The organism is Streptomyces pimonensis (assembly GCF_041380215.1).
GTDB classification, from domain to species: domain Bacteria; phylum Actinomycetota; class Actinomycetes; order Streptomycetales; family Streptomycetaceae; genus Streptomyces; species Streptomyces pimonensis.
The window spans coordinates 136,424-150,735 of record NZ_JAHWZY010000017.1 but is presented as its reverse complement, the minus strand read 5'-3'; the positions used below and the strand labels follow the sequence as shown (position 1 = coordinate 150,735).

The window sequence follows — 14,312 nt, the reverse complement described above, 5'->3', positions numbered from 1 at the left end:
TCCTTTCGGTCCCGAATTCCCAGTCGGTGGGTTCCGTCGTCCAGCCCTCGGCTTCCGCCTGTCGACCTTTCGACATTCACTACGTTAGCCGATTCCCCTGCTCGATTCACAATCGAGCTGCGCGGTCCGGAATTCAGTCACGCGAACATGACGGATTCGACCCGGCTGGGGGTGATCGTAGGTAGTGGGTTGGCCGCTTCCGGCTGCAGGCGATCGCCGTACCCGGTTCAAGCGGCTCGGGCTACATTACGCACCTTCCGCCCTTGAGTCAACTTCGGCGGCGGCGCGGCACGTGGGCCCGGTAAGGGCTCACCGTCGGGTCGTCGGTGACCCAGTAGCGCCAGGGATGGACGGCTCCCTCGCCGGAGACTCCGGTGCGGGGGCCGTTGCTCACCCTCCCGGAGGGCACAGGGGTACCGGTGAGGATCCGTAGCGGGGTGTCGCCGACGGCGCAGGCGTCCGTGCCGTTGAGTGCGCGGTCGACGCCGAGCGCGGTGGCCAGGCGGGCCGGGCCTTTGGCGAGTTCCTTGTCGTTGCGGGCCGAGAGCCGACGGGCGCGGGCCGACTCGGCGCCCTCGATGATCTCGCCGGCGCGGAGGAGCACCGCACTCGCGCGACCCTCGGGGCCGCACACGAGGTTCATGCAGAACCACATGCCATAAGTGAAGTAGACGTACACGTGGCCGGGCGCACCGAACATCACGTCGTTGCGGGCGGTGCGACCGCGGTAGGCGTGGGAGCCCGGGTCGTTCGGGCCGTCGTAGGCCTCGACCTCGGTGAGGCGGAGAGCGATCGGACCGTCCGGGGTGCTGCGGACCAGGATCCGGCCGAGGAGGTCGGGGGCGACCTCGAGGACGGGGCGGTCGAAGAACTCTCTGGGCAGGGGCGTACGGTCGGAGGTCGCGATCATGCCGTCCGAGGGTACTGGAGGCGGACGGTGTCACGGGGTGGTCAGCGGGCTCCGCAGTCGCCAGGGCGCGGGCCGCGGAACCGGCCACAGCCGGATCGCGTTGTTAGGGCTCGAGGGTCCATACGTACGGCTCGACGCAGGACGACGGATCAGGTGTGGCCCACGGGGGTCGCCTGGAGAGGGAGAGACATGGCGTTCAAGAAGCTGTTGGCGAGTCTGGGTGCCGGCGGGGCCTCGGTCGAGACGGTGCTGCACGAGGTCAACGTGGTTCCGGGCGGGGTCGTCCAGGGCGAGGTGCGGATCCAGGGCGGATCCGTGAACCAGCAGATCGAGGGTCTGTCGGTCGGACTCCAGGCCAAGGTCGAGGTGGAGAGCGGCGACCAGGAGCACAAGCAGGACATCGAGTTCACGAAGTCGTCGCTGGGCGGTGCCTTCGAGCTCCAGGCGGGTGCCGTGCACGCCGTCCAGTTCGGTCTGGAGATCCCGTGGGAGACGCCGATCACGATGATCGACGGGCAGGCGCTGCGCGGGATGAACATCGGGGTGAGCACCGAGCTGGCGATCGCGCGGGCCGTGGACTCCAGTGACCTGGACCCGGTCAACGTGCACCCGCTGCCGGCGCAGAAGGCGATCCTGGACGCGTTCGTCCAGCTGGGCTTCCGCTTCAAGAACGCGGACATGGAACGCGGCCACATCCGGGGCACCCGGCAGAAGCTGCCGTTCTACCAGGAGATCGAGTTCTTCCCGCCGCAGCAGTACCGGGGGCTGCACCAGGTCGAGCTGAGCTTCGTGGCCGACGAGCAGGCCATGGACGTCGTGCTGGAGATGGACAAGAAGCCGGGTCTGTTCAGCGAGGGCAGCGACACCTTCCGCTCCTTCAAGGTGGGGCTGAACGACTACCAGGGCACCGATTGGACGGCGTACCTCAACCAGTGGCTGTCGGAGGTCGGCAGCAAGCGCAACTGGTTCTAGGCTCGGTCCGCGACTGAACGCAATCGATCAGGAGGTACCGAGGTGACCGAGCTCAAGCGGCGGCCGCTCCCCCACGACTTCCATCCGCCCGTGCCCTCGTTCGCGGTGACGAGCGAGGACGTGCAGGAGGGGGCGACGCTCAAGGAGGCTCAGGTCCACGCGGCCGGCAACACCTCGCCGCACCTGCGGTGGGAGGGGTTCCCGCCGGAGACCAGGAGTTTCGCCGTGACCTGCTACGACCCCGACGCCCCGACGGGCAGCGGGTTCTGGCACTGGGTGCTGTTCGACGTCCCGGCCACGGTGACCGAGCTGCCGGCCGGCGCGGGGAGCGGCACGTTCGAGGGGTTGCCCGAGGGCGCGGTCCACGCGCGCAACGACTACGGCAGCAAGGACTTCGGCGGTGCCGCGCCGCCGCCCGGGGACGGGCCGCACCGGTACGTGTTCACGGTGTACGCCGTGGACCAGGAGAAGCTCGGTCCGGACTCGGACGCGTCTCCCGCCGTGGTGGGTTTCAACCTGCGGTTCCACACGCTGGCGCGCGCCCGGTTGATCGGTGAGTACGAGGTGCCCGCGGAGTCCTGAGCGGTTTCCCGCACGGCCTCGAGCGTTCATGGAACGTTTGCCCTCCCCCGGTCATGGAAGTGATCGGGGGAGGGCATTTTTGTTGCCGGGATCGCGGGGTCGCCTCCCGCAGGAGCAGCAGATATTGCGTTGTCCGTCTCGGCGTGCCCGGCCAGAGTTGATCCCAGTCCGCCGAGGGGTGGGCCGGTGCACACGGGAGGTGGGCTGGTATGCGGGACACGCTGGTACTGAACGCGAGTTTCGAGCCGTTGTCGACGGTGACGCTGAACCGAGCCGTCGTTCTGGTCCTTCAGGACAAGGCCGTCGTCGAGCAGGCCCACCCCGAGCTCCGGATGCGTGGAGCCGCGGTCGACATACCGGCGCCCCGGGTGATCAGGCTCTGCCAGTACGTGAGGGTGCCGTTCCGAAGACGAGCGCCGTGGTCGAGGCGGGGCGTTCTGGTGCGGGACCGGCACCGGTGCGCGTACTGCGGGCGTCGGGCGACGACCGTGGACCACGTGGTACCGCGGTCGCACGGTGGGCAGGACACGTGGCTGAACACGGTGGCGTCCTGTGCGGAGGACAACCACCGGAAGGCGAACCGGACGCCCGAGCAGGCGGGGATGCCGCTGTTGCGACGGCCTTTCGAGCCGACTCCGGCCGATGCGATGTTGCTGGCGCTGGGTGCCGAGGACTTCGAGGCGTTGCCCGAATGGTTGGCGTTGGACGCGGCATAGGGCTTCGCCGCAGAGGTCGGGGGCCCCGGGCGCGGATCGTGCGCGGTCGTTCGCACAGTTCCCCGCGCCCTGGGATCTCAGTCGATGGACGGCTTCTCGCGGCGTTCCTGGGCGGGGACGTTGGGGGCCGGGGCGCCGTTGCCGCCGCCCATCGCGCCGAAGTTTCCCATCGCGCCGGAGAGGCCCTTGAGGGCGTCGCCGATCTCGCTGGGGACGATCCAGAGCTTGTTGGCGTCGCCCTCGGCGATCTTGGGGAGCATCTGGAGGTACTGGTAGGAGAGGAGCTTCTGGTCGGGGTCGCCGGCGTGGATGGCCTCGAAGACCGTACGAACGGCCTGGGCCTCGCCCTCGGCGCGCAGGGCCGCTGCCTTGGCCTCGCCCTCGGCGCGCAGGATCTGGGACTGCTTCTCGCCCTCGGCGCGCAGGATCTCGGACTGGCGGACGCCCTCGGCCTGAAGGATCGCGGCGCGCTTGTCGCGGTCGGCGCGCATCTGCTTCTCCATCGAGTCCTGGATGGAGGTGGGCGGTTCGATGGCCTTGAGCTCGACGCGGTTGACGCGGATGCCCCACTTGCCGGTGGCCTCGTCGAGGACGCCGCGCAGGGCCGCGTTGATCTCCTCGCGGGAGGTCAGGGTGCGCTCGAGGTCCATGCCGCCGATGATGTTGCGCAGTGTGGTGACGGTGAGCTGCTCGATGGCCTGGATGTAGCTGGCGACCTCGTAGGTGGCGGCGCGGGCGTCGGTCACCTGGTAGTAGATGACGGTGTCGATGTTGACGACCAGGTTGTCCTGGGTGATGACCGGCTGCGGGGGGAACGGCACGACCTGCTCGCGCAGGTCGATGCGGTTGCGGATGGTGTCGATGAACGGGACGACGATGTTGAGGCCCGCGTTGAGCGTCCGCGTGTAGCGGCCGAAGCGCTCGACGATGGCGGCGCTGGCTTGTGGGATGACTTGGATCGTCTTGATCAGGGCGATGAAGACCAACACCACCAGGATGATCAGGACGATGATGATCGGTTGCATCGTCGGTTCCCCGAACCCTTCTTCGCCTCGGCGCCTACGGCAGGCATCGTGCCTGTGGCAGATCCTGCGGTTGAGGATCTTGCTGGTCGAGTCTGACAGACCATCGGTGCAACTGGGGTGTTGTTCGCCCCAGTTGTGTCGCGGGGTTCACATGATGACGGCCGTGGCCCCCTCGATGTCCACCACGTCCACTTCCTGGCCCACTTCATAGGTGTGGCCGGCGTCGAGTGCGCGTGCCGACCAGACCTCGCCGGCCAGCTTGATCCGGCCGCCGGAGCCGTCGACGCGTTCCAGCACCACGGCCTGTCTCCCTTTCAGGGCGTCCACGCCGGTGGCGAATCGGGGCAGCTGGGCCCGGTGTCTGTTCGCGATGGGGCGTACGACGGCGATGAGGGCGGTCGAGACGACGGCGAAGACCGCGACCTGGGCGACGGCGCCGCCGCCGAAGACGCCGGAGACCACTGCCGCGGCGACGGCACCCACCGCGAGCATGCCGAGTTCGGGCATCGCGGTGATCACGAGCCCGATGCCGAGTGCCGCCGCGCCGATCAACCACCACAGCCATGCGTCGATGTCCACGTGGTCATGGTAGGACCGCGCACCCGGTCGCCGACAGAGCGCCGATCGGTTTGAACACGCCGTGCGGATCCGGTTCTTGGGCTACGGAAGGGGTCAGGACATCGGGAGGCCCTGGGCGGTGAAGCGGTCGCCGACCTGTTCGACGACGAGCGGGAGGCCGAAGCAGAGGGAGAGGTTGCGGGAGGTGAGTTCGAGCTCCAGCGGTCCGGCGGCGAGGACCTTGCCCTGGCGGATCATCAGGACGTGGGTGAAGCCCGGGGCGATCTCCTCGACGTGGTGCGTGACCATGATCATGGAGGGGGCGATCGGATCGCGGGCGAGCCGGCCGAGACGGCGTACGAGGTCCTCACGGCCGCCGAGGTCGAGTCCGGCGGCGGGCTCGTCGAGGAGCAGCAGTTCGGGGTCGGTCATCAGGGCGCGGGCGATGAGGGTGCGCTTGCGCTCGCCCTCGGAGAGCGTGCCGAACCTGCGGTCCAGGTACTCGGACATGCCCAGGCGGTCGAGGAAGGCGCGGGCGCGCTGCTCGTCGATGTCCTCGTACTCCTCCTGCCAGCCGGCGGTCATGCCGTAGGCGGCGGTGAGCACGGTCTGCAGGACGGTCTGGCGCTTGGGGAGCTTGTCGGCCATGGCGATACCGGCCATGCCGATGCGGGGGCGCAGTTCGAAGACGTCGGTGCCGGGGGTGCCGAGGGTCTCGCCGAGGATGCTGACGGTGCCCCTGCTGGGGTAGAGGTAGCTGGACGCGATGTTGAGGAGGGTGGTCTTGCCGGCGCCGTTGGGGCCGAGGATGACCCAACGCTCGCCCTCCTTGACCGACCAGGAGACCTGGTCCACCAGAGCCCGGCCCTCGCGGACCACGGATACGTCCTGAAGCTCCAGAACATCGCTCATGAGCGCGTTGTCTCCCCTTGCAGTGTGGCCGGTCTCGGCTGTCGCGTACGCCTGTGGGTCGGTCCGCCGCGCCCGCGGGCGCAGCCCATCATGAAATCTACGCCACCGGTCGACCCGGACATTCCTCCGGTCCGGTTCCTGGGCTCTGTCTAGGGTGTACGCATGCTCTCGGAACCTCGCTCTGGACGCCTTGCCGCTTGGGGAAACGCCCTTCTCGCCGGACTTGTCCCACCGGATGACGCCGCGCTCGCGATCGTCGGGGAGGACGCGGTGCACCGGGTGGAGGGGTTGCCGGGCGAGCCGGTGTCCGTGGGGCTCACGCTGGCGTTGGGACGGCTGCGGGCGCTCGGGGCGTCCGGGCTGCGGGTGGCGCTGCCGGCGCCGGGACATCCGCTGGGGCTGAGCGGGCCGCCGGAGTTCAATGCGCGGGCGTTGGAGGCGGAGGAGGCGGTGGTGTGCCACGGGACCGCGCTGGGGCTGGTGCCGGAGGTGCACGAGGCCGGACCCTCGGGTGATGTGCACGTGGAGGTGGTGTGGCACTGCCTGCCGGTACGGGAGGCGGTACCGGCGGACGTGCCGTCGCTCGGTGAGGCGGAGCGGGAGCTGGCGGAGGCGCTGCGGGAGGCCACCGAGGTGCTGACGCGGCTGGATGTGGCCGGGTCGGGGCCGGTGGCGGAGGCGGCGGTCGACGCGTACCGGGCTCGGGCCCTGGCCTCGCGGGGGCGGGAGGTGCTGGCGCCGGGGTATCCGCCCCGGGCCGTGCGGGTGCTGGAGCTGGCTCAGCGGGTGGGGGCGCTGGTGTCGCTTGCGGGGGGCGGGGGGCACGGGGGCGCGGTGAGTGCGTCGGAGATGGCGGGGCGGGCCGCCGCGTTGCGGCCCGTGGAGCGTACGGCTCGGCGGGCGCAGGTGGCTGCGTACAACTCCGTCGTGGAGGAACGGGGGGTGGGGTGAGGTCTGCTTGCCCGGTGCCGGCGCGGGCCGGGCGGCCTGTGCGACCCGGCTTCCGTGGACCCTTGGCGTCGGTGCCGACCGAGGCGGGTCGCGCGGCCCGGGGCCGACGGGTGCCGTCGCACTCGCCCGTGCCGCCCCAGCGGCACGGCTGTCCGCGGGAACGGCGGGCGCGGGTGAGCCCCGGCGCTCGGTAGGGGCGGGCGGCCGGGGCTGTGCCGGGTGCGCGTCAGTGGTTGACGGCGGTGTTGCCGAAGGCCGGGTTCAGGAGGCCGATCACGTTGACGCTGTTGCCGGACACGTTGACCGGGACGTCGACCGGGACCTGGACGACGTTGCCGGAGACGACGCCCGGGGAGCCCACGGCCGTGCCGTCGGCGTGGCTGCCGTCGGTGGCGGAGGCCATTCCCGTACCGGCCGCGAGCAGACCGCCGGCCACCATCGTCACGGCCGCTGCCTTCTTCAGGTTCTTCACTTTCCGAGCCCTCCTAGCGATGACCGCGGCAGGCGCCGCGGTACGCACTGGAGAACGGCGGACACCGACGAGGGATACGGCCATCCGAGGGATATTCCCACTACGGTATGAATCTCGGATTGGACGGGAACCTTCCGCAGGGCGTGCGGCGTCCCGGGTCAGCCGCTCAGGCCGTGGCGTACGGCCCACAGGGCTGCCTGGGTGCGGTCCGCCAGGTCGAGTTTCATCAGGATGTTCGAGACGTGGGTCTTCACGGTCTTCTCGGAGAGCACCAGGGCCCGGGCGATCTCCCGGTTGGCACGACCGTCCGCTATGAGCCCGAGGACTTCGCGCTCCCGTTCGGTGAGGGAGCCGGCGCGTCCCGGCCCTGAGCCGGTCCCCTCCTGGGACAGCAGCGCTCCGGCCACCTCCGCCTGGAGCAGGACGTGTCCGGCGTGCACGGAGCGGATGGCTCCGGCGAGCGCGTCGGGGTCGACGTCCTTGTACACGTAACCGGCGGCACCCGCGCGGAGGGCGGGGACGACCGTGCGCTGCTCGGTGAAGCTGGTGACGATCAGCACACGCGCCGGGTGGTCCAGTTCACGGAGCCGGCGCAGCGCGTCCACGCCGTCCATACCGGGCATCTTGACGTCCATGAGGATGACGTCGGGCCCCAGCTCCCCCGCCAGGGCGACTCCCTCGGCGCCGTCCGCGGCCTCGCCGACGACCTCGATGTCGTCCTGCACCTCGAGGAAGGTGCGCAGGCCCCGGCGCACCACCTGGTGATCGTCGACCAGCAGCACCTTGATTGCCTCAGCCACCGGGAACCTCCATCTCGATCGTGGTGCCCTTGCCGGGCGCCGATTCCACGGTCAGCCTGCCGCCGACCCCGCTCGCCCGGTCCCGCATGGAGACCAGACCCAGATGGCGGCCAGCGCTGCGGACGATCCGCGGGTCGAAGCCGCCGCCGTCGTCGCTGACCCGCAGCACCGCCCCGCCGCCCCTGCGGTCCAGGGTGACGTCGACGTGGTCGCCGCCGGAGTGCCGCAGGGCGTTGTGCAGCGCTTCCTGGGCGACGCGCAGCACCGCCTCCTCCTGGGCGGCCGGGAGGGCGCGTACGCCGTTCCCGGCGAAGGTCACGCGTGCGGTGTGGGCGCGGTCGAGGACCTGGGCCTGCGTGCGCAGCGTGGCGACGAGGCCGTCCTCGTCGAGCGCCGCGGGGCGCAGTTCGACGACCGCCGCGCGCAGTTCGTCAGCGGCCTCGGCCGCCAGGGCGGCGACCTGCTGGAGCTCGCCCTTGGCGCGGGCGGGGTCGCGGTCCACGAGGCGGGCGGCGGCCTGGGCGGTGAGCCGCAGGGAGAAGAGTTTCTGGCTGACGGCGTCGTGGAGCTCGTGGGCGAGGCGGGAGCGCTCCTCGGCGATGGTCAGTTCACGGCTGCGCTCGTAGAGCCGGGCGTTGGTGAGGGCGATCGCGGCGTGCTGGGCGAGGATGCCGAGCAGTTCCTCGTCGTCGGCGGTGAAGCCGCAGGTGCCCTCGGGTCTGGGGCAGTCCTTGTTGGCGAGGAAGAGGGCGCCGATGACCTCGTCCCCGGCGCGGATGGGCAGGCCCAGGAAGTCGACCAGCTCTGGGTGGGCGCTGGGCCAGCCTTCGAAGCGGGGGTCGCGGCGCACGTCGGCGAGGCGCTGCGGGGTGGCCTCGTTGAGCATCGCGGCGAGGATGCCGTGCTGGCGTGGGAGGGGTCCGATGGCCTTCCACTGGTCGTCGCTGACGCCGTCGACCACGAACTGGGCGAAGCCGCCGTGGTCGTCGGGCACGCCGAGCGCGGCGTACTGCGCGTCTAGGAGTTCGCGGGCCGAGGCGACGATCGTCTTGAGGACGTCGCGCACCTCGAGGTGCCTGCTCATGGCCAGCAACGCGGAACTCACCGCGGCGAGGCCGGACCGGGGGCCGTGGCTCATGCCCTCACGGTACCGGCGGACCGCGACAGCGGGATCGGACGTGTGTCGGCCGTCGGGCGGGCCGCAGGCCCTAGGCCAAAGGTCCCGGCCGCCCCGGTCGGGGCGCAGGACCGCGGGACCGGGGTCGGTGGCGTAGGGCGAAGGGACCCGGGGCGCTGCGTCCCGGGCCCGAGGCGGTGGCGGCGGACCGGTCCCTGCGTTGAGGGCACGCCGATCGAACGGCGTCGGACGGTACCGGGGGGCCGGCGCGGCTGGTCGGGGCGGTGCGGGCGGGGGCGGCCGGGTGATCGCGGTGGGAACGACGGCCGTGAGGGCGGTGGAGCCGGCGGCCGGTGCGGACGGTGCGGTGCGGGCCCGCACGGGGTGGACCGATCCGGTGGTGGCCCCCGAGCGCGGGGTGCGGGTGGTGGAGGGGCTGCTGACCGGGCCGCACGAGCCGGAGGCCTCGCAGCTGCTGATGCTGGAGGCGGTCGCGGGGCGGGCGGCGATCGACCGGGGATATGAGGAGGCGCTGCGCGGACGCTCTCTGTGGCACGAGTTCGGTGATGTGCGCCTGGTTCCGCCGGAGTGGCCGAGCCTGCTCACACAGGGGATCGCTTCAGCAACTTTCGGCAAGGAAGGGGGGTGGTCGGTGTGAGGCCGAGCATAGGGCGCACCTCACGTACGAAGAGGATTAGGAGGGGCGCAACAGCCATCCGAACGGGACATATAGGCCATCTACCCCGCTCCCCTCTCCCTGTTCTACTACTCGGATTCGTACGTCACATCTTTGCCCTGTCATTTTGCGGCCGCTAAGAATGGCTGTGTCGCTCAGCGCCGTGGGTATCTCCCCACGGCGCTCGTGCTGGAAGCACCGGACGTTGAGCGACCTCCGCGCTATCCGAAGAGGTCCGTCCCGCATGTCCAAGAACATCCTCACCCGTGGTCATAGTCGTGCCCTGACCCGTCACCACAGGATCGCCGCCGCCGGCGTCGCGGCCCTCGGCGCCGCCGCGATCGGTTTCTCGGCCGTCCCGAGCAACGCGTCCGCGTCCGCTGCCACGACGACCGAGGTCGCCGCCCCGACCGCGAAGGTGGTGTACAGCACCGAGCCGATCGAGGGTGTCAAGGCCGGCGTCACCGACCAGCTCGCCGGTTCCGGCGTCAAGATCGAGCGGATCGCGGCGAAGAAGGAGGCCGCGGCCGAGGCCGCCGCCGAGAAGGGGGCCGCCGCCGCTGCCGCGAAGGCCAGGGCCGAGCAGGCCCGCGAGGCCGAGGAGGCCGCCGACCGCGCCGCCGAGCGCGCCGAGGTGAAGAAGGCCGCCCCGCGCAAGAGCTACAGCGACACCCTGGACGGCTGGATCCGTGAATCCCTGGCCATCATGAAGAAGCACGGCATCCCGGGCTCCTACGAGGGCATCCACCGCAACATCATGCGGGAGTCCTCGGGCAACCCGAAGGCGATCAACCTCTGGGACATAAACGCCCGGAACGGCATCCCGTCCAAGGGCCTGCTGCAGGTGATCCCGCCGACGTTCGAGGCCTACCACGTCCCGGGCACCCCGAAGGACATCTACGACCCGGTCGCCAACATCACCGCCGCCTGCAACTACGCGGCCGACAAGTACGGCACCATGGACAACGTCGACAGCGCGTACTGAGGCCGGCGCGGGCCTCTTCTCGCGGACGCCGAAGGGCGGCACCCTCCTGACGGGGTGCCGCCCTTCGGGGCGTACGGCGCCGGTTACTTGCGCATGACCTCGGGCTCGTGGCGGCGCAGGAAGCGGGCCACGAAGAAGCCGCAGATCACGCCGAGGACGATCAGCGCGGACATGTCCATCGCCCAGGCCCCGACCGTGTGCTCCCACAGCGGGTCGGTGTCCCCGGCCGTCTCCGGCGGGCTGATCCTGTTCAAGTCCAGCGTGGCGCCCGAGGCGGCGACCGCCCAGCGCGACGGCATCAGGAACGAGAACTGGTTGACGCCGATCGAGCCGTGCAGGGCGAACAGGCAGCCGGTGAAGACGACCTGGACGATCGCGAACATCACCAGCAGCGGCATGGTCTTCTCCGCGGTCTTCACCAGCGAGGAGATGACCAGGCCGAACATCATCGAGGTGAAGCCGAGCGCCATGATCGGCACGGAGAGCTCCAGCAGCGTGAAGCCGCCGAAGACCAGGCCCTCCTCCGGGATCTCCCGGCTGGAGAAGCCGATCACACCGACCAGCAGGCCCTGCAGCACGGTGATCATGCCGAGCACGAACACCTTGGACATCAGGTACGCCGAGCGGGACAGGCCGGTGGCGCGCTCCCGCTCGTAGATGACCCGTTCCTTGATCAGCTCACGCACCGAGTTCGCCGCGCCCGCGAAACAGGCGCCCACCGCGAGGATCAGCAGGACCGTGGTCGCCGTGCCGTTCGGGACGATCCGGCCCGCCGCGTTGGGCGGGTTGGGCAGCAGGCCCTTGTCCGCGTCGATGAGCAGGCTGACCGCGCCGAGGACGGCCGGCAGGATCACCATCAGGGCGAGGAAGCCCTTGTCGGAGACGATCACCGAGACGTAGCGGCGCACCAGGGTCACGAACTGCGACATCCAGCTCTGCGGCTTCGGCGGCCTCATCGCCCGCATCTGCGGGACCTGTACGGACTGCGGCGCGACCGCGTCGATGTCCGCGGCGTACATCTGGTAGTGCTGCGAGCCCTTCCAGCGGCCCGCCCAGTCGTAGTCGCGGTAGTTCTCGAAGGCGGAGAAGACGTCGGCCCAGGTGTCGTAACCGAAGAAGTTCAGCGCCTCCCCGGGCGGGCCGAAGTAGGCGACGGAGCCGCCGGGCGCCATCACCAGGAGCCTGTGGCAGATCGCCAGCTCGGCCACCGAGTGGGTGACGACGAGGACCGTGCGGCCGTCGTCGGCGAGGCCGCGCAGCAACTGCATGACGTCGCGGTCCATGCCCGGGTCGAGGCCGGAGGTGGGCTCGTCCAGGAAGATCAGCGACGGCTTGGTGAGCAGCTCCAGGGCGACGGAGACACGCTTGCGCTGGCCGCCGGACAGGGACGTGACCTTCTTGTCCTTGTGGATGTCCAGCTTGAGCTCGCGCAGCACCTCGTCGATGCGGGACTGGCGCTCGGCCGCCGTGGTGTCGGCGGGGAAGCGGAGCTTGGCCGCGTACTTGAGGGCCTTCTTGACGGTCAGCTCCTTGTGCAGGATGTCGTCCTGCGGGACCAGACCGATGCGCTGCCGCAGCTCGGCGAACTGCTTGTAGAGGTTCCGGTTGTCGTAGAGGACCTCGCCCCGGTCGGCGGGGCGGTAGCCGGTGAGGGCCTTGAGGAGCGTGGACTTGCCGGAGCCGGACGGGCCGATGACCGCGACCAGCGACTTCTCGGGGACGCCGAAGGAGACGTCCCTGAGGATCTGCTTGCCTCCGTCGACGGTGACCGTCAGGTGGCGGGCGGAGAAGGACACCTCACCGGTGTCGACGAACTCCTCGAGCCGGTCGCCGACTATCCGGAACGTCGAGTGACCGACGCCCACGATGTCGGTGGGGCCGAGCAGTTGCGAACCGCCCTTGGCCATCGGCTGACCGTTGACGTACGTGCCGTTGTGCGAGCCCAGGTCGCGGATCTCCATACGACCGTCGGGCGTCGAGTGGAACTCGGCGTGGTTGCGGGAGACCTGGAGGTCGGAGACGACCAGGTCGTTCTCCAGCGCACGGCCGATGCGCATCACACGGCCGAGGGAGAACTGGTGGAACGTGGTGGGGCTGCGGTCGCCGTGGACCGGCGGCGCCCCCGCGCCGCTGCCGGGGCCGCCCTGCTGCTGCGGGATGTGCGGCGTGGACGGCTGCTGCCGGACGGGCTGCTGGGACCGGCCGGCGTTCGCCGCCTGGGCCGCGTACGGCTGCTGCGGCTGGGCCTGCGGCGCGGTGGCCGGGGCGTCCGCTCCCGCGCCGGACAGCGTCACGCGTGGGCCGTCGGTGGCGTTGCCCAGGTTCAGCACCGTGCCGGAGCCGAGCTCCAGGTGGTGGATCCGCTGCCCCTGCACGAACGTGCCGTTGGTGCTGCCGTGGTCCTCGACGACCCAACCGCGCCCGTTGAAGCTGATCGTGGCGTGGCGCCAGGAGACCCTGGCGTCGTCCAGCACGACGTCGCCCTGCGGATCACGTCCGAGGGTGTAGGACCTGGACGGATCGAGCGTCCAGGTCCGTCCGTTTGATTCCAGTACGAGTTCCGGCACTCCATGCCCCACTGAGTTGTCCCCCGAATTTCCCCCGTCGCAGGGAGTCTAGGGATGTCGAACATCGGAGGAACTATTTCAGGCTCGGCCCTCTGACCGAAAGTCGGCCTTGTCACGAGCGCGCACCAAGGTGTTCACCGGCTTTCGCCGGCGGGGTTGAAACCGGCCCGGAGAGTGGTAAACCACGCGAGGGGGACAAGCGCGGCCGCCGCGTCGCGGCTCGGGGGGTCTGCCATGAGCACTGCCACGAACGTCCGGACCGCGGAGCGGGACGGACGCGTGCCCTGGGTCGATGTGGTGATGTCCGCGGTCGCCGCGGTGAGCTGGGCGCTGATCGGGATGGCGGGGACGGCCGCGCTCGGGCTGCGTCTGCTGGAGGCGGACGCGGCCGGTTCGCCGGGCCCGACGACCGCCGCGGTGGTGGTGGCCCTGGGGGCGGGTGGCTCGGTCGCCCCGTCCGGTGACGTGTCCGCCTCCGGGCTGCCGGGCGCGGAGGCCGCCGCGGTCCTGGAGGTCACGCCGCTGGGCGTGAGCCTGGTGGGTGCGCTGCTGCTGTCGTACTTCTTCCTGCGGTCCCTGCGGACGGCGGGAGGCGTGGTCTGCGGCGCCGAACTCCTCGCGCGTGCGGGTGCGGTGGTCGCGCTGTTCGTGGCGATGACGGGCGGGCTGGTCCGGGCGGGGCACGACGTCGTCACCGTCGACGGGGGCCCGCTGGGGCTGGACGACCTGCCGGGGACGGGCGGTGGCGGGGTCGAGCTGCGCGGCCGGCTCGGCACGGCGCTGCTGCTGGGCGCGGTCTGGGGCGCGGGGGCGGGCGCCGCCGGAGCGCTGCTGGCCCGGGCGAGCGGGGCGGCGGGGGTGCGGGCGACGCCGCTGGCACGGGGTGCCACAGGGCTGGCCGAGGGGTGGCGGCCGGCGCCGGCCGCCGGTTGCCCGGGCGGGGTGACGGCCGCCGGGCCGTACGCGCCGGGGTCCCCTGCCGGCCCCCGGACCCGGACACCAATCCGTATCTGCGGGCGGGACGGCAGACGGGGGCCTCCCGGGAGCCCCGGCGGCCGAAGGACGCGGT

At 70.9% G+C, this 14,312-nt stretch carries 13 protein-coding genes and 2 pseudogenes; 7 read left to right on the top strand and 8 right to left on the bottom strand.

The genetic code is table 11. The features are described from left to right. Positions 1-268 precede the first annotated feature (268 nt). A complete protein-coding gene (locus KYY02_RS19020; protein WP_371239357.1) occupies positions 269-910 on the bottom strand; it encodes a DNA-3-methyladenine glycosylase in 642 nt (213 codons plus the stop codon). 189 nt (positions 911-1,099) lie between these two features. On the opposite strand from KYY02_RS19020, the gene KYY02_RS19015 reads away from it, so the two are divergent. The 3 genes from KYY02_RS19015 to KYY02_RS19005 all read left to right on the top strand — a co-directional run bounded on the left by KYY02_RS19015 (position 1,100) and on the right by KYY02_RS19005 (position 3,180). Next, positions 1,100-1,882, top strand: a complete 783-nt coding sequence (locus KYY02_RS19015; RefSeq protein ID WP_371239355.1) for a sporulation protein — start codon at positions 1,100-1,102, stop codon at positions 1,880-1,882. A 42-nt stretch (positions 1,883-1,924) separates the two neighbouring features. Further along, positions 1,925-2,464, top strand: coding sequence for a YbhB/YbcL family Raf kinase inhibitor-like protein (locus KYY02_RS19010; protein ID WP_371239353.1), 540 nt, complete (start codon positions 1,925-1,927; stop codon positions 2,462-2,464). Between the two features lie 209 nt (positions 2,465-2,673). Next, positions 2,674-3,180, top strand: coding sequence for an HNH endonuclease (locus KYY02_RS19005; protein ID WP_371239351.1), 507 nt, complete (start codon positions 2,674-2,676; stop codon positions 3,178-3,180). A gap of 77 nt (positions 3,181-3,257) precedes the next feature. Here the strand turns inward: KYY02_RS19005 and KYY02_RS19000 are convergent, their stop codons facing one another. From KYY02_RS19000 to KYY02_RS18990, 3 genes are all read right to left on the bottom strand, one after another. Then, positions 3,258-4,205: an SPFH domain-containing protein gene (locus KYY02_RS19000; RefSeq protein ID WP_030834003.1), complete on the bottom strand. Its 948-nt coding sequence runs from the start codon at positions 4,203-4,205 to the stop codon at positions 3,258-3,260. 147 nt (positions 4,206-4,352) lie between these two features. Next, positions 4,353-4,784 (bottom strand): NfeD family protein, encoded by a 432-nt coding sequence (locus KYY02_RS18995; RefSeq protein ID WP_371239349.1) that lies wholly within the window; start codon positions 4,782-4,784, stop codon positions 4,353-4,355. Between the two features lie 93 nt (positions 4,785-4,877). Then, the gene (locus tag KYY02_RS18990; RefSeq protein WP_371239347.1) at positions 4,878-5,675 is read right to left on the bottom strand and encodes an ABC transporter ATP-binding protein; all 798 of its coding nucleotides are present in this window, start codon (positions 5,673-5,675) and stop codon (positions 4,878-4,880) included. A 162-nt stretch (positions 5,676-5,837) separates the two neighbouring features. Here KYY02_RS18990 and KYY02_RS18985 point away from each other — a divergent pair, with 162 nt between their 5' ends. Next, positions 5,838-6,626 (top strand): Rv1486c family protein, encoded by a 789-nt coding sequence (locus KYY02_RS18985; protein ID WP_371239345.1) that lies wholly within the window; start codon positions 5,838-5,840, stop codon positions 6,624-6,626. 226 nt (positions 6,627-6,852) lie between these two features. On the opposite strand, the gene KYY02_RS18980 is transcribed toward KYY02_RS18985, so the two are convergent. The 3 genes from KYY02_RS18980 to KYY02_RS18970 all read right to left on the bottom strand — a co-directional run bounded on the left by KYY02_RS18980 (position 6,853) and on the right by KYY02_RS18970 (position 9,036). After that, a complete protein-coding gene (locus KYY02_RS18980) occupies positions 6,853-7,098 on the bottom strand; it encodes a chaplin (RefSeq protein WP_030833995.1) in 246 nt (81 codons plus the stop codon). 158 nt (positions 7,099-7,256) lie between these two features. Then, the gene (locus KYY02_RS18975; RefSeq protein ID WP_371239344.1) at positions 7,257-7,898 is read right to left on the bottom strand and encodes a response regulator; all 642 of its coding nucleotides are present in this window, start codon (positions 7,896-7,898) and stop codon (positions 7,257-7,259) included. Next, the gene (locus tag KYY02_RS18970) at positions 7,891-9,036 is read right to left on the bottom strand and encodes a GAF domain-containing sensor histidine kinase (protein WP_371239342.1); all 1,146 of its coding nucleotides are present in this window, start codon (positions 9,034-9,036) and stop codon (positions 7,891-7,893) included. The genes KYY02_RS18975 and KYY02_RS18970 overlap by 8 nt, the downstream gene beginning before the upstream one ends. A 245-nt stretch (positions 9,037-9,281) precedes the next feature. Here KYY02_RS18970 and KYY02_RS18965 point away from each other — a divergent pair. Beyond that, positions 9,282-9,673, top strand: a pseudogene (locus KYY02_RS18965) (S-adenosylmethionine:tRNA ribosyltransferase-isomerase); the annotation flags it as partial. Between the two features lie 262 nt (positions 9,674-9,935). Next, a complete protein-coding gene (locus tag KYY02_RS18960) occupies positions 9,936-10,676 on the top strand; it encodes a transglycosylase SLT domain-containing protein (RefSeq protein ID WP_371239340.1) in 741 nt (246 codons plus the stop codon). An 83-nt stretch (positions 10,677-10,759) separates the two neighbouring features. Here the strand turns inward: KYY02_RS18960 and KYY02_RS18955 are convergent, their stop codons facing one another. After that, complete coding sequence (locus tag KYY02_RS18955) at positions 10,760-13,243, bottom strand: ABC transporter ATP-binding protein/permease (RefSeq protein WP_371239338.1); 2,484 nt, start codon at positions 13,241-13,243, stop codon at positions 10,760-10,762. A gap of 234 nt (positions 13,244-13,477) precedes the next feature. Here KYY02_RS18955 and KYY02_RS33965 point away from each other — a divergent pair. Further along, positions 13,478-13,993: pseudogene (locus tag KYY02_RS33965) on the top strand (streptophobe family protein); the annotation flags it as partial. Positions 13,994-14,312: the final 319 nt, after the last annotated feature.